Origin of the sequence: Aliagarivorans taiwanensis DSM 22990 (assembly GCF_000429505.1) — a bacterium.
GTDB lineage: Bacteria > Pseudomonadota > Gammaproteobacteria > Enterobacterales > Celerinatantimonadaceae > Aliagarivorans > Aliagarivorans taiwanensis.
Window position 1 is genome coordinate 34,464 of sequence record NZ_AUBZ01000013.1, and the last position, 23,527, is coordinate 57,990.

The following is a 23,527-nucleotide window of genomic DNA, read 5'->3' on the forward strand; positions in this document are numbered from 1 at the left end:
AGAATGATCAAAGTAGGAATGTTCTATTTTACCCCTATCGTGTTTTTTGCATTTGTCGCGTTAGGTCTGCTGTTAGTGGTACTGCTGTTTTTAACCTCCCGCTACAAAAAAGTGCGCCATGAAGGTGAAGCACTGATCATCAACGGCGTTGAGCGCACCCGCGCTTCACTCACCGGCTCCTTTGTGTGGCCGGTTATCAACCGCGCCGAGTACATGGACATTACCCGTAAGAAGATTTCGGTAGTACGTAGTGGCCGCAAAGATCAAGAAGGCGAAGAGTACGAAGGCCTGCACTGTAAAGACAACATCCGTGCCGACCTGCAGGTGGATTTCTACATTGGTGTGAACCACGAAGAAGATGACATTGTGCGCGTGGCCAAGCTGATCACCGCCAAAGGGGCATCGAACATTGAGCGCCTTAAAGAGCACTTCCAGCCAAAGTTCTCAGAAGCACTGAAGACTGCCGTAAAACAGTTCTCGTTTGAAGAGCTGCTGACTAACCGTCGCGCCTTCCGTGATGCGGTGGTACAGGTAATCGGTTCAGAGATGGACGGCTTCAAGATCTACGATGTGGTTATCGACAAGGTTGACCAAACCGCGCTGGATGCCCACGACCCAGATAATATTTTGGACGTAGAGGGTATCCGCAAGATCTCGAAAATTACCGCCGAGAAGAACATCGAAACTAATGCGATCCGCCAGGATGAGCAAACCTCGGTGAAGAAAAAGAACGTAGAAGCCGAAGCCAACCGCTTGCAGCTGGATAAGCAAGAGCAAGAGAGCATTGCCCGCACCCAGCGTGAGATTGAGATCATCCGCGCCCAGGAAGAAGCGCTGACCGAAGAGAAGCGCCAAGAGTATGACCGCGTCGCTAAGATGTCGGCGCTGGAAACCGAGGAAGAGCTCGGTAAGAAGAAAGAAAGCGTGGACATGGAAGTGGAGATGACCCGCATCGCCAACCAGCGTCAGGTCGAGATCCAAAAAGAAGACCTTAACCGCGCCATCGAAACCGAGCGCGTGCGCACCGAAACCGAAGTGGTGCAGCGCACCATGGAAAAAGAGAGCCTCACCGAAGAGTCGCTCAAGTCAGTATCGGAAGTGCGCTCTCAACGTGTGGAAATCGAGCGTAAGATTGCCCGCGAAGAAGAAGAGACTCACAACCTGCGCGCCACCGAACAAGTGAACCGCGATAAAAAGGTGCGTCTGGTACAAGCCGAAGCCGAGGCCGAAGCCCAGCAACTTGAACTATTGGTTATCGCCAAAGCGGAGAAAGACGCCGCGGTTGAGCGCGCTGAGCGCACCCTTATCGAGAACGAAGCCGAGCTTAAAGTACGTACTCGCACCGCCGACAACGAGCTGACCGTGAAGACCCGCCAAGCTGAAGCGGACTTCCAGGTGACCTCGAAAGCGGCTGAAGCCGAGTACATCGCTCGCGATAAAGAAGCGGCCGCCAAAGAGCGTCTGGCACTGGCCGAGAAAGAGTTCATCTACTCAACCGGTCTGGCAGAGGCTGAAGTCGACAAAGAGCGCGCGGTAGCCTTGAAAGAGACTGGCCTTGCAGAAGTAGCGGTTGAGAAAGAACGTGCGCTGGCTATCAAGCAAACTGGTGATGCCGAAGCCCACAACACCCAAGCAGCCGGTGAAGCGGAAGCCGAAGCGATGCGTGCCAAAGGCCTGGCAGAGGCCGAAGCGCAAACCGCGCGCTTTGAAGCCGCCCGTCAGTACGACGACCAAACCCGCGAGCACGACAAGTGGGTTATGCAGCTTAACCAACAAAAAGATCTGGAACTGGCTCGTATCGCAGCCCAGCAAGAAGTGGCTGGCGAGAACGCCAAGGCGCTGGCTCAGGCATTGGCATCGGCCGATATCAAGCTGTTTGGTGGCGAAGGTATGGAGCAGATCCGCCGCACCGTTATCGATGCAGCCAACATGGACAGCCGCTTCAAAGAGTCTGAGGTAATGGGCCCACTGGTATCTGAGTACATCAATGGCGACCGTAGCCTACCGCAGGACATCAAAGACATCCTTGAGAAAACCGAAGTGAGCAGTGGCGACCTGAGCAACCTGGCGCTGGCCAACTTGCTGACCAACAAAGGCAACGTTAGTGAGTTGCTGGAGTCGCTAAAATCCGCCGTTAGCCCAGAGAAAGAACCGTCTTAAGTTACCGGCTTGCACCACTTGTTCTATCTGCCTGTCCTCGCTTGAGGGCAGGCACTCTAAGGATGCGATTACGTGACTGATACAACATCCAACTCTATTGATCAGGCCGTCAGCGAAGGCGGAGCTTACGAAACGCTCAAGGCGCGCCTCGGTCAGCAGGGTGATACGCTAAAGTCGCTGGCTCAGCAGTTTAACCACAAACGTCAAGAGACCTTCGGCGGCAGCGAGATTGCACTGGTTGGCAAGGCCAACGTACAGACCGATACCCGCTGTATTCCGGTGGATATGGCCCAAGTGAATGGCCAGCTGCTGTTTGGTTACCAAGTCTATGTTGGGCTCAAATCAACCCCGTCACTGAGTGACGTGTTTGGCTTGTATACCCTGCAAGACCACGAAGGAACCTACCGAGTCGACCCGGTCAAGCTCGAGGACTCCTTCCTCAGCGATGCCCGCTTTAACCATGAGTTCACCGAACTCTTCACCTATTACAAAGACGCCCGCCTGTCGCAGATCTCCCGTCAGGAAAGCATGCTTTATCTGGCTTTCCAGATCGGCTCGCGCGCAGAAGACCGCAAGGTATTTCGCTTTGAGATCCGCAAAGACGGCGTGGTCTACCTCGACAGCCAAGGCCGATTGGAGCTTAGCGCTGCCCAGCAGCACGACTTTGAATGGATCGATACCACCCGCGACGACCATATCGCCGGTGACCATCCCCATGTGTCGATTCAAGATACTCTGTTTGTCGAATGTGTCGGTGGCGATCTAACCATCAAGGTTGAGAACAACACCCAAGAAGGCAAGGGCATCTACAGCGAGCCAGTGGAAGATGCGCACCAGAGCGTGGCGGATGCACAAATCGCCTATGCCTTGGTGGGTGATCTTATCGTGCTTCGGGTATTGCCCAACCGCGAAAAAGCGCAGCGCTATTTTATCTACAACCCACTCAATCAACTGGTGGTGCGCGCCGACGCCTTGTCGGTGAGTGCTAAGGCCTTGCCGGAAGGGCACGGCGTGCTCTACTCCAAGGGCTATGTGCTGTCTGGTGGTGAGCATAAGCAGTTTGATGGCGATTGGCAGGGGCTGGAGTTCTTCCAGAAGATGTCCTCGCCGAATGGCGAAGATGAGGTCTACATCTTCTTCGATGTGAATGCCGGCTACTACGTCATCTACATCTACAACCTAATTGAAAAGTCCTTCACCGCACCGATGACCAGCCACGGCGTCAGCCTCTATCCTGACGGCCGGATGATGATGTTCCGGGTGTCGGAGAACGCCGAAGCCTCTACCATTCACCCACTGCGGATCTGGCAAACCCCGTTCTCGGTGGCTGAATACTATTTGCAGCAACAAAGCCAGAAAAGCGGTGGCGACAGCTTTATCTCCAACCTGGGCAATGCCGAGTTGGTGCGGGCGCTGTCATCGTTGCTGACCATCTGTCAGCTGGCCTCCAGCGATGAGGTGTCACAAGCCGCTTTCGAAGCCCTGCTTAAGGTCTGTCAAACCACCCTTGATACCTACGATTGGCTGGCCGATCCACGTACCGAAGGGCTAGGCGATGCCGTAACCAGCCTGATGGGCACCGCCGATGCGATCATCGACGAGTTCGCCAAGGTGCGCCAGCTACAGCAACACGCCGTGGTTGAGCTAAGCGCCCAGCAAGACTCGGTCAAGCAGCTGGTGGGTAAACTCAAACTGGCCCCGAGCGATGAGGCCAGCGCACTGTTGGCGCTACTAGCCGCGCTTAAATCGGAAGTTGGCAAGGTGATGCAGCTCAAGGCGCTGCGCTATATGCCGATGCCGCCGGTACAAGCGATGCTCGATGAGCTGGCTGGCGAGCGCGAGCAATTGAACCTGCGTTTGGTCACCCTGCTGCAGGACGAAAAATCCTACCGGCCTTACAAAAAGCGTATCGAGGCCATTGAGGCCAAGCTGCCGGAGGTGGAAAAAACCACCGAGCTGGCCAAGTTACAGGAAGAGTGCGACACGGTTCGTACCGAGCTGGGTCTGGTCACCGAAGAGGTGGCCGAGATTGAAACCGACGATCCGACCCAAGCCACCCGCATGCTCGATCTGACCACTGAGGTCAGCGCCATGCTCAACGCCACGTCGGCGCGTTTGCGCCAGCGCCAACAAGCGCTGCGCGGCAACGAAGCCAAGGCGGAGTTCAGTGCCCAATTTAAGCTACTGGGGCAAGCGGTCAGCAGCGCCATGGAGCAGGCCAGTACCCCCGCTCAGTGTGATGAGCAGATGGCCAAACTGGTGGGCTTGGTGGACAAGCTGGAGTCGCGCTTTGCCGACTTCGATGAGTTCCTAGGCGAGATCTACGCTAAGCGCGAAGAGATCCAATCCAGCCTGGAAGGCCATAAGCAGCAGCTGATCAGCGCCCAGCAACGCCGGGTGCAAAACCTCAACCAAGCCGCTGAAGTCACCTTCAAGAGCATCGACAAGCGGCTTAGTCGCTTTGAAGACCCGGCTGAGCTGAGTAGCTACTTTGCCACCGACGCCATGGTGCTTAAGCTGCAGCAGCTGGTGGGCGATATCCGCCAGCTCGGCGATAGCGTTAAAGCCGATGCATTGGACGCCAAGCTAAAGGCTGCCCAAGATCAGGCCCTGCGCGCGCTGCGTGACAACAAAGATATCTTTGAAGAGGGCGGCAAGGTGCTGCGCCTTGGTAAGCACCGTTTCAGTGTTAACCAGCAGGCGCTGGACCTGAGTATGGTCAATCGCCAAGGCGAGCTAAGCCTGCACATCACCGGTACCGAATACTACGAAGCGGTGGATAACCCCGAGTTCCTCAAGCTGCAGCAATACGCCCAGCTGGATGTCACCTCGGAGACGCCCGAGCTGTATCGCGCCGAATACCTGGCTTACTCGGTGCTGCAAAGCGCTCAGCGTCAGGAGAATGAGCTGTCGATGACGCTGTTGGAGCAGGCGCATAAAGATGGCCAGTTGGCCAAGCTTATCCAAAAATTTGCCGCGCCGCGCTACCGCGAAGGCTACGTGAAAGGCGTGCATGACCATGATGCCGAGAAGATCCTCCGTGCTATCTTGCCGTGCTTTCAACAAGCCGGGCTGCTGCGCTTTGGCCAGTTAGAGCGTGCCAGTGCGCTGTTGTGGTTGAGCCAGCTAGATGGCGAGGCGCGCAGCGAGTGGTACCAACACGCCCACAACGCTGCGCTACTCAAAGAACATCTCAATGCCCATGCTGCCTTTGATGCGCTGTGTGAGCGCTTGGCTGGTGAGGTAAGCGCCATTGACGGCGCCGATATCCGCAATACCTGCGAGTATCTGGTTCGGCTACTGGCGCGCCAGGCCGATGCCGGCATGCTGGAGGTGGAGTGTGGACGCGATGCCCAAGAGCTGAAGGACAGCTATCTGTCGTTCCGCCGCGGCCTCGGTTGGCGGGCTACTGGGCTGGTGGATATCCACGAGTACCAGTCCCATGCTCAATGGTTGGCAGCCTATAGCGCCAAGCATCAGCCGCAAGCACAGGCCTTTGTGGCAGAAGCGGCGCTGCTGGCCACCTTGCAAGAGTGTCAGGGCATCAACTTTGTGGCGCTGGACTTCTCCTTGCAGGTTGAGGTGAACGACTTGCTGGGCGATCACCGCTTGGTGGAGCAGGGCTCGCTGAGCATGGTGCTGGACGAGTTTTTGGGGCGCTGTGGCCATCACCATAGCGATACCATCCCCAACTACGAGGCCTACCTGCAGCAACGCTCTGAGCTACTGAATAGCACCAAGGCCAACCTGCGTCTTGATGAGTTTAAGGCGCGTCCGCTGACCTCGTTTGTGCGCAATATGCTGATCTCCGAGAGCTACCTGCCGCTGATTGGTGACAACTTGGCCAAGCAGATGGGCACGCTGGGCGATAGCAAGCGTACCGACTTGATGGGCATGCTACTGCTGATCTCGCCACCGGGTTACGGTAAGACCACCCTGATTGAATATGTCGCCCACAAGCTGGGACTGGTATTTATGAAGGTGAATGGCCCATCGATTGGTCATCAAGCCACCTCGCTTGACCCCAGCGATGCGCCAGACCAAAACGCCGCCCGCGAGATTGAGAAGATCAATATGGCCTTCGAGATGGGCAACAACGTGCTGCTCTACCTCGATGATATTCAGCATACCAACCCTGAGTTCTTGCAGAAGTTTATCTCGCTGTGTGACGGTACCCGTCGCATTGAGGGTAGCTGGAAGGGCCAGACCAAGACCTATGACATGCGCGGCAAGCGCTTTGGCGTCGTGATGGCCGGTAACCCTTACACCGAAACCGGTGAGATGTTCCAGATCCCCGATATGTTGGCTAACCGTGCCGATATCTACAACCTGGGTGATATGCTGTCAGACCAGAAGCAGGCCTTCGAGCTGTCGTTTGTCGAGAACTCGCTGACTTCAAATCCGATCCTGGCACCGCTGGCGACCCGTGATTTGAATGACCTGTACAAGCTGATCGCCATGGCACAAGGCGACAAGGTAGCCTTGAGCGACCTGAGCCACCCATACTCTGCCACCGAAGCCAACGAAATCGTGGCGGTGTTGCAGAAGCTATTGGTGGTACAGCAAACGGTGTTAAGGGTGAATCAGCAGTACATCGCCTCGGCGGCCACCGCCGACGAGTATCGCACCGAGCCGCCGTTCAAGTTACAGGGCTCCTACCGCAACATGAACAAGTTGTCGGAGAAGGTGTCTGCGGTGATGACCGAAGATGAGCTGCAAACCTTGATTCAGGACCACTATCAGGGCGAGTCGCAAACCTTGACCGCCGGCACCGAAGAGAACCTGCTTAAACTCGATGAGTTGCGCGGTGTCCTCGACGGTGACAAGGCGCTGCGTTGGCAGGAGATCAAGGCGCGTTATTCACAGAAGCAAGAGCTGGGGGATAGCGAGGACCGCGCTGCCCAAGTGGTTCAGCAGCTTTATTCCATTAATCAGAGTATTGGCAAGGTCGCCAAGCAGTTCTCTGGAGAACAGGAGCTGGTGTAAATCCATGGGCGGCGTGTATAAGCGCCGCCCTTGTTTTATTGCCAGCCACAGATAGTTAGGGATCGTTATGAGCGAACAACATACCCCGGAACAACATGCCCCGGATCAACTTACCTCGGCAGCACGCCAAGCACCGATCGTGGGTGCCGAGAACGCGACGATTGCCGAGCCATCGCTTGGCCAGAGTGATAGCGCCCTCAGCCGTGTGGATGTCAGTGACAGTCGCGTGATTGAGATGGCCAGTGGGATTGACCCCTACAACAGCGTGTCGACCATCAGCTTTGGCCAGCCAGCGCTTCAAAGCATTACCGACTTCTCCGATAAGGTGCTCTCGGAGGTGAAGACCACCGATGCCGGCGAAGCGGGCACTTTGCTCGAGAGCATGGTGCAGTCGATGAGTGGCTCTCAGTTCGGTGAGCTGGGTAAGCAGAGCCTGCTGGAGCGCCTGCCCATCATTGGCGAGATGTTCAACACCTTCAATAAGTTTGTGGACAGCTTTGATTCAATCAAAGACAAGCTCGACAAGCTCGCGAAGGGGCTAGAGGGCCATCAAACCAAGCTGGCCTACGACCTGCAGCGCCTCGATGGCTTGTATCAGGAAAACCTCAGCTTGCTGGAACAGCTGGATGTGTATATCGCCGCCGGTAAGCTGCGCCTGAGCCGGATGCAGCAAGATGAGCTACCCGCGTTCAAGGCCACCGCCGACAAAACCGGCGATGCCTTGGATGCCCAGCACTACCGGGATGCGTTGCAAGCCTCGGCCCGCCTCGAGAAACGCGTGCACAATCTTGAGATCACCCGCTTGACCGCGATTCAAGCCGCCCCGCAGATCCGCCTGTCTCAGGAAGGCAATAAGATCCTGATGGAGGATATTCAAGATATCGTGCACAGCACCTTCCCACTGTGGAAGCGCCAGTTTGTGATTGCGGTGTCCAACTACGAGAAAGAGAAGGCGCTCAAGGTCACCAAGGTAATCAAGGACTACACCAACCAGCAGTACAAAGAGAATGCCGATAAGCTGAAGTATCTCGAAGAGCAGCTGGCCGAGAACTATCAACGCGGCGTGCTGGATGTCGAAGCGCTTGAGCATGTTAACAAGGTCACCATTGAGACTCTGAACAATACCTTGACCCGGATGAAGCAAGGACAAGAGCAACGCCGCCAGGCCGAGCTGGTGCTGCAAAAATCCGAGCAAGAGCTTAAAGATGCACTGCGCGAAGGGATGGAGCAGGGCTAAGGCGCTGCAGCTTATCGCGTCAAGCACCACTGCAAGTCGCGTTTCCAACAGGCTCAATGTCGAGAATCGTCATTGGGCACCTGCCGACAGGCGTGTTAGCCCACGCCTGTTTCTCTTCAATATAATGCAAGTTATTACTAAACTGAGGGCATTGCCTTATACGCCAGTAGGTGTTTGTTGATGCCACCTTGTCCGCTCTGCCCCTAGCCATGTTGCGCTGCGATACATGCCTAGCAAGGGCTTTACCATGGTAGAGCTGACCGTGGTGGTGGTGATACTTGGGGTTATTGCCGTGTTTGCCCTGCCACGTTTTCTTTCGTTCTCCCGCGACGCCCAAATCAATGCTAATCAAGCCACCGCCGAGGCCTTCGAAGCGGCGCTCGACAGTGCGCATTTAAAATGGCAAACCGAAGGGGCGCCCGGTCGGATACAAGACCTTGATGGCACCATAGATATGAGTAGCCTTGGCTGGCCAATAGGTACCAACAAAGGTAGCGGCAACGACAATGTTGGTCGTGGTGCTGCGGGGTGCTATCAGTTGTGGAACTACTTGATGAACGATTCGCCTAGTGCAATTAACAACGCGAGCGCCGATTACCAAAGTTACCGTCGGGCGGGGGGAAGCGCCTGCACCTATATCTACCGAGCCGGTGGCGATGAGTCGGGGCGCGGTCAGGCCGATTTAGGGATCTACTACAACTCGCTTGATGGCAGCGTGACAACCTGTGGGCAATGGTTGGGGGAAGGGTGTAACTAAACGCGCCGCCCGCTAATGGATTGAGCGGCGTGTAGCAGTGATAGCTCGGGACTAGTCGTTGTCGCTAATGATCACTTCGGCATAGCTTTGCGCGCCTAGCTCGGCGCCGCGCGACCATAGCAGGTAGACATGGAAGCTTTCCTCACTTTCTACCCGGCGATCATCGCGGATGCGCGCGTTCAGATAGCGGCTACCCGATTCGCCTTCGCGCCAGCTTAACAGTTGGATGGGCGCGGCGCGGTAGTCACGCCAAGAGGCGGAGCCGGGCAGGATCAGAGCCCACACTCGGGTGCGCTCGTTGGCTGGGCCATTGAGCTCAACCGGGATCTGGATGCGGCGAGCACCTTCGTCGAACACAAACTCTGTGGCCGGGAAGTTCACCGCCAGTGGGGTGCTGTCTTCAATCAGCAGGTCGACTTCCTGCTCAGCGAGTTTCGCACTCCCTGATACCACGCGCAGCTCAAGCTCGGCGCGCTCTTGCTCTTCAATAAGCGAGTCGCTGTATGCGCCAATATTGAGCGTGTAAGGGCTTTGGTCACCATCGCCCCAAACCAACTCGCCTGACAGCAGTGGCAGATCGCTCTCATCGGCGCTGTCAGCCACGATTTGGTAGCTGATCACCACTTCACCAAAGCTGCCGCCGCTGCGCTGGAACACCAGCTCTGCGGTTTCGCCTTCGACGATGGTCAGCGAGGGCGCTACCTCGATGCGGCCTGCGCTGCGCATATCCAGTGCCAGTACCACAGGGTCGTGGTCTGAGGCGCGATAGGCGCTCGGGGCGTAGTAGTCGACGATTTGTTGCTCGGTTTTGTACTCGGTGTTGTAGTCCAGCCCACGTGGCTCGTCGGCGTTGATATGCCAGTCGGTGGCGGCCACTACCCGGCTTAGCAAGGCAGAATCGGCCAAGGCGTGATCGAGGCTGCCGGCTTCTTCGTCGAAGTAGTAGGAGTAGCTGCCTTGCTCGAACAGCGGTACCACGTTGGTGAAGCCCGCAGCTTCAAAGGTCAGCATCGGGTCTTCTTTGGCGTAGGCGTTGAAATCGCCCATCAGCAGCACCTGAGTTTGCTCATCGAAGTATCCGCTAAGGGTTTGCGCTGCCAGTACTCGCTGGCCGTTACAGTTACCTTGGCCGTCGTTCATATCCGGGTCGCCCAGTGCGTCACAGCAGGAGCCTTTCGATTTGAAGTGGTTGACGGCAACGCTAAGCTGCTCGCCGCTGGCTAGCACTTCAAAACGCTGGATAAGCGGTACCCGGTGTTTAGCGGTGGCGGCATCGAAGGGGTAGGCCTCCAGCAGCTCAGCCTCGCCGGCGGTTGCTACCACTGCTGGGCGGTAGATAAGGCCCACGGCGATGGCATCGTTACCCACCAGACCAGCTGCTGGCGCGACAAACGCGTAGTGTTGCTGCTCGCTCAGTTCTGCGTTCACCGCATCAACCAAGTTGGCAATGGCGCTGTCGTCGCTAAAGCCGTTGTTTTGGATCTCCACCAGGCCGACGATGTCTGCGTCCATAGCAACCAAGGCGGCAACCAGTTTGGCGCGCTGGCGTTCAAACTCTTCGGCGGTATTGGCGCCGCGGTAGAGGTCTTCGCCCAAATCGAGGTCGGTGAAGAAGTTGAGTACGTTGAAGCTAGCTACTTTAAGGGTGCCTTGACCGTTCCCTTCATAAACGAGCTGAGGCTCGGCGCTGCGCGGGTTGGCGTCGATAAAGTTCGGCTGTGAGGTGGACTGAACGCGGTAGGCGCTAAAGGCATAGTTGAGCACGCCTTCAACACCGCTGACCTCGCTACCCGCACGCAGGCTTAGCTCGGCGGATAGCTGAGGGAAGTAGCTGATCTCTGGTGGGTTCTGGGCGCTTACCCCATCGTCTAGCAACAAGCGGTTGAGGATATTGGCCTCAGCCACTGCGAAAGCCTCCGGAGTGCCCGCAGGATAAAGCTGGGTAGACTTGTAGCGTTTACCCAAGGACAGCACCGTCTCACCGTAGCGGTTGAAGTTGTAGCGTGGAGTGGCGTGCAGGGTTTGTGGCAGGCTGACGCGCATACCTTCCAAGTGTCCCAAATCGGTGTCCGCCAATGGCAGGGTGATGGGCGTGGCGCTCGGTAGTGGCTCTTCGCCACATACGCTCAGCCCTTCAACGCTGGTCAGTTGATAGCCGCCGCTGTAGCTGTCGAAGGTTGCCAACACGCGCACGCGCTCGCCTAGGTTGACTGCATCACGGAAGTGGTAGACGAACACGCCTTCGGATGTAGCATCGTCACTATCTTGGTTGGCATCGGCATGCTGTAAGAAGAAGCCCGATAGCTGATAGTTGTCGCCCACGCCTTGGAAGTCGCCAACCACAACCGCTTCGACCACGACGCGTTGGCCTAGCATGGCTTGCGCGTTTGACAAGCTACCACCTTGCTGGCCGCGTAGCGCGTGAATGGGGGTGCTGTCTTCGCCACAGAGGCCAAGTACCAGCTCAGGGTCGGTGGGTTCGCCGCCGCCATCGCCAGAGCCATCGCCACCAGAACCATCGTTAGAGCAGGCATCCACGCCGATACAGCCGAGGCCATCAACGGTGTTTTGGGCGAAGTTAAACCAGCGTGCTGCCAGGTTGAATTCCGACTCGTTGTTGTTGTCTGCATCGCTGCCGGTGATGCGGCGCAGCGTCATATCTTTGGTGCTGCCACCGCCACCGGTCCAGACCTGACGCACGCCGATCTGACCGATTCGGTCGACCAACACACCATTAAAAAACAAGCCAACGGCATCGTCGCCGTTAAAGTTCACCACACTGGAGGCGCTGCCAATACCGGCGGGGATAACCGCGTTGTCGTGATTGCCGATCACGCCTTGGTTGTTGACTAATACCAAGGTTTCACCGGCGGCCAGCGAGCCGCTTAGCTCTTGGGTTGGCGCCGTTGGAGAACAGTCTTACCTCGTAGCCGCTTAGGTCTACGCTGCTGTCGCCATAGTTGGCAATCTCCAGCGCTTTGTTAAAGCTGCTGCCTTCGACGTACTCGCTAAATAATACGTCGGCGTGAAGTGGGCTACTTGCAGCACTTGCTGCCAATAGCCAGGGGATCAGTTTCATAGTTAACGTCCTTGTTGAAAGTAGCGGTGTTGCAAACGCAAAAACGGCAGTGGATAGACTGCCTAGGCAATCCAGTGTGGATGCGCTAAGTGACAGAAAACAAGGATTTTTAAGACAAAAGAGTGAAGCTTTGATGACCAGATAGCGGGGCCGACAATGTGGCTGCTCGCTCGTATACCCTAACAACAAATCGGGTCGTGATAAAAACGTGATAACTTCGTGAACCTGTCGGGATATCCGCTACCTAGCCTTGAGAGTGATTAAACCATCACCCTTCAAGGAGAGAACCATGAAACGCACACTCGCCGCACTACCGCTGATCGCTGTGGCCGGATTTACTCACGCTGCCACCATCGACGTAACCGTTAGTAACCTGACGCAGGCGATTACCTTTACCCCCCTGCTAGTGACTGCGCACAGCAGTGACAGCTACCTGTTCCGTCTGGGCGAATCGGCATCTCCCGAGCTGCAAGCCATGGCCGAAGGTGGCGACATCAGCGGGCTGAATACCTTGGCCGATAGCATTGGCGCCTACAGCGTGGCAAACCCGGCTGAAGGCCTGTTGATGGCCAACGGCAGCACCATGATCAGCGATTGGGATACCGGAGAGAACACGCAACTGACCATCGTTGCAATGTTGCTGCCCACCAACGATGGCTTTGTCGGGCTGGATTCGTGGAGCATTCCGGAAACCCCGGGCACCTATACCTTGTACCTCAACGGCTACGATGCCGGTACCGAGGCCAACGATGAGATCATCAACGGCGGTGGCGCCAGTGGTGTACCGGGTATCCCTGCTAACCCAAGTGGTATGGGCGGCGAGAATGCCACCGGTGTGATTGCAACGGAAGTGAACGACCGAGTGCATATCCACCCCGGTAACGTTGGCGATACCGATCCCGATGGCGGCATCAGTGATGTGAACAGCCGGGTACACCGTTGGCTGAATCCGGTCGCCAAAGTTGTGGTTGTGGTTAAGTAGGGGGCGATGATGAATAAACTCACAGCAATCAAAGCCGCCGTGCTCGGTGTGGCGGTGCTCGGGCTAGCCGCCTGTGGCGACGATGATGACCCTGTTGTCACCACAGCCGAGTACATGCTAACCGTGCACAATAACACTGCAGCCCAGCCGTTCTCTCCGGTACTCGCTGCGCTACATAACGATAGCGCGATGCTCTGGCAACTTGGTCAGCCGGCCTCTGTGGCGCTAGAAGTGATGGCGGAGGGGGGCAATAACAGCCAACTGATGACGGCGCTGGCCGATCAATACGCCGTTGCCAGTACGGAAATGGTGCTGATGCCGGGCAACAGCGATGAGCTGAGCCTGCAAGCAGAGCTGAAATCGGGTTTGCTGTTATCGGTTGCCACCATGCTGGTGAACACCAACGACGCCTTCACTGGCGTGATGCAAATCGATGTGAGCGGCCTGGAGGTGGGCGAGAGCATGCAGCTAAACCTACCCATCTATGATGCGGGCACCGAATTTAATTCGGAAGCAGTTGGCAGTATCCCCGGTCCTGCTGATGGAGGCGAGGGCTACAACGCCGCGCGACGATGTGGCGGATGCGGTCAGCCGCCACCCGGGTGTGGTATCCCAAGCCGATGATGCTGACTCGGTGCTGTTGCCACAACACCGCATCAACAACCGAGCAGGCTCAGTGGTCGTAACGCGTATCAACTAAGCTATTGTTGTATTGAGCAGGTTGTATTGAGCATAAAAGCGGGCCAGCAGTATCAGTGCCCGCTGTTCAGTTTAATTGGGGACGTATAGCTTTCGTTAAGCCATCTAGGAGGGATGATGAGTCAACGGATACTGGTGATAGAAGATGATGCCGATATCAATCAACTGATTACCATGAATCTGCAAGATCAGATGTATCAGGTTGAAAGCTGCCGCGATGGCCAGCGCGGGTTTCAACTGGCTTGCGGTAGCAGCTTTGATTTGATCATTCTCGATCTCACCTTGCCGCTGATGGATGGGTTGGATGTATGCCGCCAATTGCGCGCCGAGCGCTCTATCACGCCTATCTTAATGCTCACTGCACGCGACTCGGAGGCCGACCGCATCGTCGGTTTGGAGATGGGCGCGGATGACTACCTGACCAAGCCTTTTAGCGTGCGAGAGCTGCAGGCGAGGGTAAAGGCGATGCTGCGTCGTGTTCAGATGCTCAAGCAACCTGAGGCTGCCAGCCCTAGCTTGCAGTTCGGCGCCTTGCAGATTGACCCGGAGCGGCGTCAGGTGCATTTGGAGAGTGACCCGGTTGAGCTCACTTCCACCGAGTTTGACCTGCTGTTTCATCTGGCATCCAAGCCGGGGCAGGTGTTTAGCCGGGCGGCACTGCTCGATCAGGTTTGGGGCTACAGCCATAGCGGCTACGAGCACACCGTGAACTCCCATATCAACCGTTTGCGCACTAAGCTTGAGCATGACCCGTCGAACCCACAATGGGTGCTGACCGTATGGGGCGTGGGGTACAAGTTTAATGAGCTTCACTAAGTTTCGTCCGTTTTATAGCAAGCTGGTGCTAGCGGTATTGGGCTGCTTCACGTTGGTGGGGGGGCTGCTGCTCGGCTTGGGTCACAAGGTCTCTATGGACTACCAAAACGAAGTGGAGCAGAAGCTGCATCTGGACTTGGCGGCCTATCTAGTAAAAGAGAGCGACCTCTATCGCGATGGCGAACTTAATCACGCCGCCATCACCCATGCCTTTCATACTATGATGATCCTCGGCCCCAGCTTTGAGTTTTACATCCTCAGCCCGCAAGGGGATCTGGTGACCTACTCGGCCAAGGCCGACAAGATAAAACGCCAGCAGGTAGACCTAGCCCCAATCCAAACCTTCTTAAGTGGCGATCAGGCGATGCCGATAGTGGGCGATGACCCGCGATCCTTGACCAAGCAAAAGATCTTCTCGGTGGCCGAAATCCGCAACAGCCAACAGCAGTTGGTGGCATATCTGTATGTGATTATCGGCGGCGAGATCTACGATGACGTTGCGCAGCTTTTGCAGGGCAGCCATATCCTCAAACTAAGCTCGCTGGCGCTGCTTGGTATTCTGGGCTTTAGCTTGCTGTTGGTAAGCCTGGTGTTTGCCTTTCTCACCCGGCCCTTGCGCAAACTCTATGACGAGATGCAGCAGTTCCAACGCCAAGGGTTAGAGCAGGCAGCGCTACCCGAGAATCGCTGGCGACCAGAATCGGGCGATGAGATCCAAGGTCTAGGCGATGCCTTCCATCAACTGGCCGCCAGCTTGCAGGAGCAGTATCAAAAGGTGAAAGACACCGACCAGCTGCGCCGTGAGCTGGTCTCTTATGTCTCCCATGACCTAAGAACCCCATTAGCGGCCTTGCAAGGTTACTTAGAGACATGGCAGCTCAAACACCAACAGCTCGATGAGCAGCAGTCCTGCCAGCTTATCACCACGGCGCAGGCCAATGCCGAACGCACAAGTCGCTTGGTGGAGCAGTTGTTTGAGCTGGCCCATCTCGACTCGGCCGATACCAGTCTGAACCTTGAGCCGATGAACGTTGCTGAGCTGGCCTTCGATGTGGTGCAAAAGCTCGCCTTGCAAGCCGAAGAAGCAGGCGTGAGTCTAGCGGTGAAGGCCGAGCCGCAGCAGCGCTTAGTTAGTGCCGATATACAACGCTTGGAGCGAGTGTTTACTAACCTCTTGGAGAACGCCATTCGCCATAGCTTTAAAGGCGGCGTGATAACGCTGGAGGTAACAGGCGACACTGACAGCGACAAAGTACAGGTGTGTGTAAGGGATCAAGGCTGCGGTATTCCTGCCAGCGATCTGCCGCATATCTTCGACCCGCATTATCGCGCCGCCAATCAGGTCAGCGATCAGCGTAGCCATGGTGGATTAGGCTTGGCCATCGTTAAGCGGGTGATAGAGCTGCACCATAGCGAAATCACCGTGCACTCCCGCTTAGGTGAGGGGAGTGCATTCGTATTTCAGCTCAACGCCGTGTAGTTTTCGCTTGTTAGTAAAAACGTTGCGTACTAGAAACGCCATGCCAGTGTCAGGTTATGGGTGTTCAGGCGTGGGTTTGCATCGTAGATCCCAGCATTCGACATATGTTGGAAACGATACCCCGCCACCACCTGAGCGATGGGCACCAGCCAGTTAACCTCGAAGTTGTAGTTAAATTGCAGGTTGCCGCCAAAGTCTTCGAACTCCCCGGTGCGGGCCTGCAGCCGATACTCCTCAAGGTAGCTGATACCGCCAAACATGCGGATCTGCCAGGCATAAGCAGGCATATAGCGAAATCCCAGGCCTGATCCAAAGGTGGCCGACTCAGCTGCCGTAGCGCTTAAGGTGCCGACACTGCCGGTGACGTCGAGCGAGAAGTTGTCGAATTGATAGAAGGGATGTTGGTACTCAATGCGGTGGGTCGATAACTCACCACTTTCTCTTGATACGGGCGTGCCGTACTCATATACCAGACTTGGCTTAGCATGTGTCACCGGTAAAGGGCCAGCGTAAGCAAGTGGTAATAGTAACAGCAACAGCACGAACACAATGGTTCTCATGCCGTCCTCCATGTTTCTGCTTGTCAGTTAGTTTGTCTTTGGCCAGAAGGCCTTGTATCTACCGTGTTTCTTGTTCTGGCTCGGCGCTTTTGATGGATCCACAGTGATCATTGGTGCCACTTTGATGGGATAAATCAGCGTTTGATTGAGAGCTCAGGCTAGCGCAGCAATCGCTGACTAGCCTGACTACTATATCGTGTTTTTAGAAAAAATCTTAAGTAACAACCAAAAACGAGCTTTGAGGCTGCTTTATTTTCACATCGAATGTGGTTTCTTACCTTTTTAAGGTCGATGGTTAATATTACTTGCAAGTGAGAAGAGCCTACTGCTATTTATTGTTTAAATTTTTAATCACTCGATCAAATGTCTAGTTGTCTAAAAGTTACCTGCTTTTTGTGGGGATTAACATTGCTTGGCTGCAGCGCCCCAACTCACCGCCAGCTCCCTCAACCCTTGGTCAGCTCAGTCGCTCTCCCTCATGGAGAATCGCTGCGATTTTGGGGCGATGAAGACGACTTTCTGCATAAGTTGATTGAGCTGGAGGGTATTTGGGCGCGCCAAGACGCCTCTGGGCTGATGTTCGATGAGGAAGGGGAGCTTAAGCCTGCCAACTACTTGGCTTTGTCGGGCGGTGGTACGGGCGGGGCTTTTGGTGCCGGGGTGTTGAATGCCTGGTCTGATTTGGGGACTCGGCCGACGTTTAATGTGGTTACCGGGATAAGCACCGGGGCAATTATTTCGGTGTTTGCTTACTTGGGCTCGGAATATGACTATCTGCTGGAAGAGTTTTATACCGGCGTGGGGGATGATCAGCTTTACCGTGTGCGCTTTTGGTCCATCCTTTCGCAAGCCTCGCTATTAAACACCCAAGGCTTTGAGGAGTTGGTGCGTGAAACCATCAGTAACGAGGTGATGGACGCGGTGAGCGATGCCTATAGCGAAGGCCGAATGCTGTTTATCGGTACTACTAACCTCGAGACTCAGCGCTTGGTTATCTGGGACATGGGTAAGATTGCGTCCTTGGGTACCCCAGAAGCTCAGCGCTTATTCGAAGACATTGTTATTGCCTCCTCGTCCATCCCCGGGGTGTTTCCTGCCGTTCAGTTTGAGGTGGAGCATGATGGGCAGACGTTTGATGAAGTACACGTCGATGGTGGAATTAGCCGTCAGGTGTTTCTGTTCCCTGATTCGTGGGACTTTTCATCGGTCAGTGGCGTGATGGGGGAGCGTGAGCGGCGGGTATATGTGATCCGCAACGATGAGTTCGTACCTAAATGGCAACAAGTGCCCATCAGTCTATCTGCCCTTACCGTTCGCTCGATTCTAACCTTGATTAAGTATCAGGGTAGGGGGGATGTGCTGCGCATCTACCAACAAAGCCAAGATGCTGGCATGGACTTTAAGCTTGCGTTTATCGACGTTGATTTTAACGAAAAGCCCCGCGATGGGCGGCCCTTTGACGAGCAGTATATGGCCAAGCTTTTCCAATACGGCTATTCACGTACCATCGGTCATCAGGTGTGGCGCGACGAGGTGCCGGAGTTTGACAGCCTAGCCTTACCGGAGCTATTTATTAACGAGTAGCGATTTCTCTTAAGGTGTTGATTTAAATGCACGTTCCTCATCATCCAGACAACCACCGGGCGATTGGCGCGATGGACGTTGCGATGGCCTTTCTCTCTTTGTTGTTGGTGCTGGGTGGTTTGGTGTCGCTGACTGGCGATCGCGATAATGAGTTCCACCGCGCGGTGCTTGGGCTGGATACGCTGATTTGCTCGGTGTTGCTGTTGCATTGGTTTTGGGGCTTGTTTACTGCGCCGCACAAGCGCAGTTATCTCAAAGAGCGCTGGATTGATGTTATCGCCTCCATTCCGATGCTAGAAGTTACCCGGCCACTGCGCCTGCTGCAGATCTGGCGAGTCATCTCGGTGTTTCGTCGCCATCATCGGGCGCTGGAAGAGATTCAGGACGAGCCCTTAGAGATTACCCTAGCCCTGGCGGTGCTTGGGGTGTTGCTGGCGATTACGGCCAGCACACTGGTGATGGTGCTGGTTGAGATCCCCGATCCTAACAGCCCTTTTGAAGGTGCCGCCGATATCATCTGGTGGAGCGTGGTGACACTCTCTACCGTGGGTTATGGCGATTATGTGCCCACATCGATGGCCGGGCGGGCGGTAGCCAGCATCGTGATTTTGGCAGGCGTATCGGTGTTCGGTGCGTTTACCGCTTATGTGACATCGCTGATGATGAGTGCCAGCCGCAACGCCCATGAACGTGAGCTATTAACCCGGTTAGAGCGCTTAGAGCGCAGCCAGAAGCAAATCTTGGAGGAGCTAAGGCGCTTGGGTCGGAACAAGTGAGTTGCACCCTCATTCTTGCTGGTTAAAATCATTGATGACAGCGTCAACGCTTTTGTAATTAGTCCACTAGTTACGGCAAGCGCCTCCTCGTCCTCAATGATTTTCCCTGCGCAATACCTGATCATTAACTTATCCAGATTGGTTAACGCCCCCAGTGCGTAGCGCTCAAAACATGCAGATACAAAAAACGCCCCAATTGGGGCGTTTTTGCTTAACCAGCGAAAGTCTTAAGCAATCGCTTGTTGCAGCGCACGTTGGGTGCGAACCACGTAAGCCTTCATCACAATCGCGATGGCCAAGGCAACCGACAGTAGGCCAACCAAGATATACATGGTCATGGTGTAGCTACCGGTCTGCTCGCGCACGTAAGATGACAGGCTAGGGCCAACCACACCGGCCATTGCCCATGCAGTTAGGATGTAACCATGGATGGCGCCAAGCTGTTTGGTACCGAACAGGTCACCGATGTATACCGGCAGGCAAGAGAAGCCGCCGCCGTAACAGGTGATAACGATGAACACCAGCAGCTGGAACATAATCGCATCGGTCATCATCGGCAGTAGCAAGAAGGCCACAATCTGAATCGAGAAGAACGCCAGGAAGGTGTTTGGGCGACCCAGGTAATCAGAGCCAGTCGACCAAAGCAGACGACCCAAGCCGTTTAGCACGCCAATTACGCCTACCATAGCAGCCGCTTCCATCGCGCTCAGGCCTGCAATCTCCTGCGCCATTGGCGAGGCGGCATAAAGGATAGACAGACCGCAAGTAATGTTGATGAATAGCATTAGCCACAGGCCCCAGAATTGTGGGGTACGGATCGCATCGTTTGCGTTCTGTTGGCTCAGATCGCCAGTGGCTTGCTTGCCTTCTTTCTTGGCCGCTTGCTCGTTTTCTAGCATACCGGCTGGCTTCCAACCCACAGGAGGGCGCTCCAGATAGCTTGCTGCCAAAATCATAACCACAAAGTAGCAGCCGCCCATGATTTTAAAGGTGGCCGATACGCCATGGCTCTCAATCAAAAGCTGAATCACCGGGCTGGCAATCATCGCGGCGAAACCAAAGCCCATAATTGCCAGGCCAGTCGCCAGACCACGACGGTCAGGGAACCACTTGATCAAGGTTGATACTGGGGTCACATAGCCCATACCCAGACCAATACCGCCGATTACGCCATAGCTAAAGTAAAGTAGGTACAGGCTTTCAATACTGGTAGCAAAGCCTGCACCTGCTATACCTGCGCCAAAGAAGCAAGCAGCAAAGGTGCCGGTAAAACGAGGGCCGTGTTTCTCTACAACCTGGCCCATCACTGCAGCCGAGGTACCCAAGAAGAAGATGGCAATACCAAAGGTCAAGCCGATCTGCTGTGAGTCTTTGCCGAGAAGCTCCATCAGTGGGTTGGAGAATACGCTCCAGGCGTAAACAGATCCGATAGAGATGTGGATTGCCACTGCGCACAGTGCGATCAGCCAGCGGTTTTTGATTTTTTGCTCATTCATAGTGGAATGCATACCTAGTCAAGATTGAAACCATATTCGGTTGTTGCCTTGTCGACCCATGTGCCCGATTGAATAAGCGGTATATCTTCCGTGATGAGCTCTGAAACGCGCGTAAACGACGCATTTTCGAGGGCCTGTCGACCGAGAACAGTGCAGCGCCAAGCCGCAGTGAACGCGCGAACAAAGCAACATGAATGCATACCTATTCGCCAAGGCGAAGGTAGATGGTCAAACTAGCGACGTCGCGGGCAGTGCGGCAGGAGTATTACCTACGAAGGGACTGCAACAAGCTCGGGCGATAGTCGATCCTATGGCCCCACTTATTTATAGGGGCGTATTCTGCTCCTAAAGAGGTGAGATTCCAATCTTCGCTGACAAATTATTTGGGTGAACTGCGCTTACCTTGCGTCACATCAATTTTTGTCCATGACTAATTATGCTGACAACGCTTTCTGGCGAGTCTCGCCCTTAAGCCCGCGTTTCATCGCTCAAGTTTGCAGCAACGTGTGCTATTAGGTGCGGCGTTTTCAAGCGAAGAGCGCTAGCAGGTGCTTACCTTAGTGCCGCTAAAAGGCGGTTGTAGCGCGTATTTTCGCAAAAAGCTCACGCTTTTTCGTCAATTCCGCAGGGATTACACTCCAGAGTCTCGACCTTGCCAAAAAGCGCAGCTATAATGCGGCGTTTTCAAATTATGGGTAACACCCAGACAAGGATTTAGTGGGTCGCCACAGCGGCGGCTGCTTTCCCATTGGTTAGCAAATCGAGTCGGGCAAGCCCGACTACAACCGAGGTAAAAAAATGCAGGTTTCAGTAGAAACAACTCAAGGTTTGGAGCGTCGCGTTGCGATTTCTATCGACGCTACCGAAATCGACAAGCAAGTAGAGCAAGCGCTTAAGCAAGAGTCAAAGCGTGCTCGCATCGATGGCTTCCGTCCAGGCAAGGTTCCAGTTTCTGTAATCAAGAAGCGTTACGGTGCTGCTATTCGCCAAGACGTTGAAGGCCAAGCTATGCAGCGTGCTTTCTACGAAGCGATCATCCAAGAGAAACTGAACCCAGCCGGTGCGCCTGCTCTGGAAATCGGTGAGCGTAAAGAAGACGAGTTCAACTTCACTGCCACTTTCGAAGTGTTCCCAGAAGTTGAAGTGAAAGGTCTGGACGCAATCGAAGTTGAGCAAAAGACTGCTGAAGTGCAAGACAAAGACGTTGACAACATGATCGACACTTTGCGTAAGCAGCAAGCGACTTGGAAAGAAACCAAGGGCATGATCAAAGACGACTTCCGCGTAAACCTGGACTTCCTGGGTAAAGTAGATGGCGTTGAGTTCGAAGGCGGTAAAGCTGAAGGCTTCGACCTGACCATGGGCGCTGGCCGCATGATCCCTGGCTTCGAAGATGGCCTGATGGGCAAGAAAGTGAAAGAAGAATTCACTATCGACGTAACCTTCCCAGAAGATTACCACGCTGAAGCCCTGAAAGGTAAAGCTGCTACCTTCGAAATCAAGGTAAACAAAGTAGAGAAGCCTGAGCTGGCCGAAGTTAACGAAGAGTTCGTTAAACTGTTCGGTATCGCTACCGGTGAGCTGGATGAGCTGAAAGCTGAAATCCGCAAGAACATGGAACGCGAGCTAGAGCAAACTCTGAAGACTGGCGTTAAAGAGCAAGTTATCTCTGGCCTGCTTGAGCAAAACCCAGTTGACGTGCCAAAAGCACTGATCGACCAAGAAGTTGAGCAACTGCGTCAGCAAGCGCTACAACGCTTCGGTGGCGATGCGAGCAAAGCACCTGAGCTGCCAGCTGAGCTGTTCAGCGAGCAAGCTGAGCGTCGTGTACGTGTAGGTCTGCTACTGGGCGAAGTAATCAAGGTTAACGAACTGAAAGCTGACGACGAGAAAGTTAAAGCTCACATCGAAACCATGGCTTCTGCCTACGAAGATCCAAGTGAAGTAGTTGAGTACTACGCGAAGAACGAAGAGTTGATGAACAACGTTCGCAACGTCGTTCTTGAAGAGCAAGCGATTGAATTCGTTAAGGCTCAAGCAAAAGTAACCGAAACTTCTGTTGCTTTTGATGAAATCATGAACAACCAAGGTGCGTAAGTAAGTCCTTATTTGACTTATTTCCACTAATCTTGGATATAATGGCTCGTATGTTCCCATACGAGCCATTTTTTTAAGGAAGAGAGCAGTAAATGTTAAATAAAGATAACTCATTTGATCCGATGGCCGCCTTAGTTCCCATGGTGGTAGAGCAAACGTCTAAGGGCGAGCGCTCGTATGATATTTACTCGCGTCTGCTAAAAGAGCGACTGATTTTCTTGACCGGCCCGGTTGAAGACCAAATGGCCAACCTGATCGTAGCCCAGCTACTGTTTCTTGAGTCGGAAAACCCCGAGAAAGATATCTTCCTTTACATCAACTCGCCGGGCGGCTCGATTAGCGCCGGTATGGCGATCTACGACACCATGCAGTTTATCAAGCCGAACGTCAGCACTGTGTGCATGGGTATGGCGGCAAGCATGGGTGCTTTCTTGTTGGCCGGTGGTGCAGAGGGCAAGCGTTACTGTCTGCCTAATGCCAAGGTGATGATTCACCAACCGCTGGGTGGCTACCAAGGCCAGGCGTCGGACATCGAGATCCACGCCAACGAAATTATCAAAACTCGTCAACGCATGAACGAGCTTCTGGCGTCACATACCGGGCAAAAACTGGATACCATCGCCAAAGATACCGACCGTGACAACTACATGACCGCCGAAGAAGCCAAGGCCTATGGTATAGTTGACGAAGTATTTCTGCGTCGCGAATAGGATTTAGTGTTGCGACGGTCTGCTGTGTTGAAATCTCGCGTAGCAATATTGAGCGCTTGGCGTAAACTTGAAAGTAAACACGGCACATAAAGCATATTGAGGTTAGCG

At 54.7% G+C, this 23,527-nt stretch carries 16 protein-coding genes; 12 read left to right on the forward strand and 4 right to left on the reverse strand.

Annotated elements, in window-relative coordinates:
• Positions 1–3 precede the first annotated feature (3 nt).
• From G462_RS0108810 to G462_RS25050, 4 genes are all read left to right on the forward strand, one after another.
• Entirely contained in the window at positions 4–2,160 is a 2,157-nt protein-coding gene (locus G462_RS0108810; protein ID WP_026958678.1) for a flotillin family protein, read from the forward strand.
• 72 nt (positions 2,161–2,232) lie between these two features.
• Positions 2,233–7,146 (forward strand): DNA repair ATPase, encoded by a 4,914-nt coding sequence (locus G462_RS0108815; RefSeq protein WP_026958679.1) that lies wholly within the window; start codon positions 2,233–2,235, stop codon positions 7,144–7,146.
• 67 nt (positions 7,147–7,213) lie between these two features.
• The gene (locus G462_RS0108820) at positions 7,214–8,383 is read left to right on the forward strand and encodes a toxic anion resistance protein (RefSeq protein ID WP_084404992.1); all 1,170 of its coding nucleotides are present in this window, start codon (positions 7,214–7,216) and stop codon (positions 8,381–8,383) included.
• Positions 8,384–8,609: 226 nt separating this feature from the next.
• Positions 8,610–9,140 (forward strand): type II secretion system protein, encoded by a 531-nt coding sequence (locus G462_RS25050; RefSeq protein ID WP_084404993.1) that lies wholly within the window; start codon positions 8,610–8,612, stop codon positions 9,138–9,140.
• Positions 9,141–9,191: 51 nt separating this feature from the next.
• Here G462_RS25050 and G462_RS22225 read toward each other — a convergent pair whose 3' ends face one another.
• Positions 9,192–11,999, reverse strand: a complete 2,808-nt coding sequence (locus G462_RS22225) for an ExeM/NucH family extracellular endonuclease (RefSeq protein ID WP_051326630.1) — start codon at positions 11,997–11,999, stop codon at positions 9,192–9,194.
• A 4-nt stretch (positions 12,000–12,003) separates the two neighbouring features.
• Positions 12,004–12,219 (reverse strand): lamin tail domain-containing protein, encoded by a 216-nt coding sequence (locus G462_RS23890; protein ID WP_051326631.1) that lies wholly within the window; start codon positions 12,217–12,219, stop codon positions 12,004–12,006.
• A gap of 289 nt (positions 12,220–12,508) precedes the next feature.
• Between G462_RS23890 and G462_RS0108835 the strand changes: the two genes are divergently transcribed.
• The 4 genes from G462_RS0108835 to G462_RS0108850 all read left to right on the forward strand — a co-directional run bounded on the left by G462_RS0108835 (position 12,509) and on the right by G462_RS0108850 (position 16,196).
• Positions 12,509–13,201: a spondin domain-containing protein gene (locus G462_RS0108835; RefSeq protein WP_026958681.1), complete on the forward strand. Its 693-nt coding sequence runs from the start codon at positions 12,509–12,511 to the stop codon at positions 13,199–13,201.
• 6 nt (positions 13,202–13,207) lie between these two features.
• Positions 13,208–13,825, forward strand: a complete 618-nt coding sequence (locus G462_RS22230; RefSeq protein WP_051326632.1) for a spondin domain-containing protein — start codon at positions 13,208–13,210, stop codon at positions 13,823–13,825.
• Positions 13,826–14,017: 192 nt separating this feature from the next.
• Positions 14,018–14,716 (forward strand): response regulator transcription factor, encoded by a 699-nt coding sequence (locus tag G462_RS0108845; RefSeq protein ID WP_026958682.1) that lies wholly within the window; start codon positions 14,018–14,020, stop codon positions 14,714–14,716.
• Positions 14,703–16,196 carry a sensor histidine kinase gene (locus G462_RS0108850; protein ID WP_026958683.1) on the forward strand — a complete coding sequence of 498 codons (1,494 nt, stop codon included), beginning with the start codon at positions 14,703–14,705 and terminating at the stop codon, positions 16,194–16,196. Before G462_RS0108845 ends, G462_RS0108850 begins: the two co-directional genes overlap by 14 nt.
• 29 nt (positions 16,197–16,225) lie before the next feature.
• Here the strand turns inward: G462_RS0108850 and G462_RS0108855 are convergent, their stop codons facing one another.
• Positions 16,226–16,756: an acyloxyacyl hydrolase gene (locus tag G462_RS0108855; protein ID WP_169720154.1), complete on the reverse strand. Its 531-nt coding sequence runs from the start codon at positions 16,754–16,756 to the stop codon at positions 16,226–16,228.
• A 408-nt stretch (positions 16,757–17,164) separates the two neighbouring features.
• Between G462_RS0108855 and G462_RS22235 the strand changes: the two genes are divergently transcribed.
• The gene (locus G462_RS22235; protein WP_051326633.1) at positions 17,165–18,340 is read left to right on the forward strand and encodes a patatin-like phospholipase family protein; all 1,176 of its coding nucleotides are present in this window, start codon (positions 17,165–17,167) and stop codon (positions 18,338–18,340) included.
• Positions 18,341–18,366: 26 nt separating this feature from the next.
• Positions 18,367–19,116: a potassium channel family protein gene (locus G462_RS0108865; RefSeq protein WP_026958685.1), complete on the forward strand. Its 750-nt coding sequence runs from the start codon at positions 18,367–18,369 to the stop codon at positions 19,114–19,116.
• Between the two features lie 227 nt (positions 19,117–19,343).
• Here the strand turns inward: G462_RS0108865 and G462_RS0108870 are convergent, their stop codons facing one another.
• Positions 19,344–20,612, reverse strand: coding sequence for an L-lactate MFS transporter (locus G462_RS0108870; protein ID WP_026958686.1), 1,269 nt, complete (start codon positions 20,610–20,612; stop codon positions 19,344–19,346).
• Between the two features lie 798 nt (positions 20,613–21,410).
• On the opposite strand from G462_RS0108870, the gene tig reads away from it, so the two are divergent.
• Positions 21,411–22,709 (forward strand): trigger factor, encoded by a 1,299-nt coding sequence (gene tig, locus G462_RS0108880; RefSeq protein WP_026958687.1) that lies wholly within the window; start codon positions 21,411–21,413, stop codon positions 22,707–22,709.
• Between the two features lie 92 nt (positions 22,710–22,801).
• The gene (gene clpP / locus G462_RS0108885) at positions 22,802–23,419 is read left to right on the forward strand and encodes an ATP-dependent Clp endopeptidase proteolytic subunit ClpP (RefSeq protein ID WP_026958688.1); all 618 of its coding nucleotides are present in this window, start codon (positions 22,802–22,804) and stop codon (positions 23,417–23,419) included.
• Positions 23,420–23,527 lie beyond the last annotated feature (108 nt).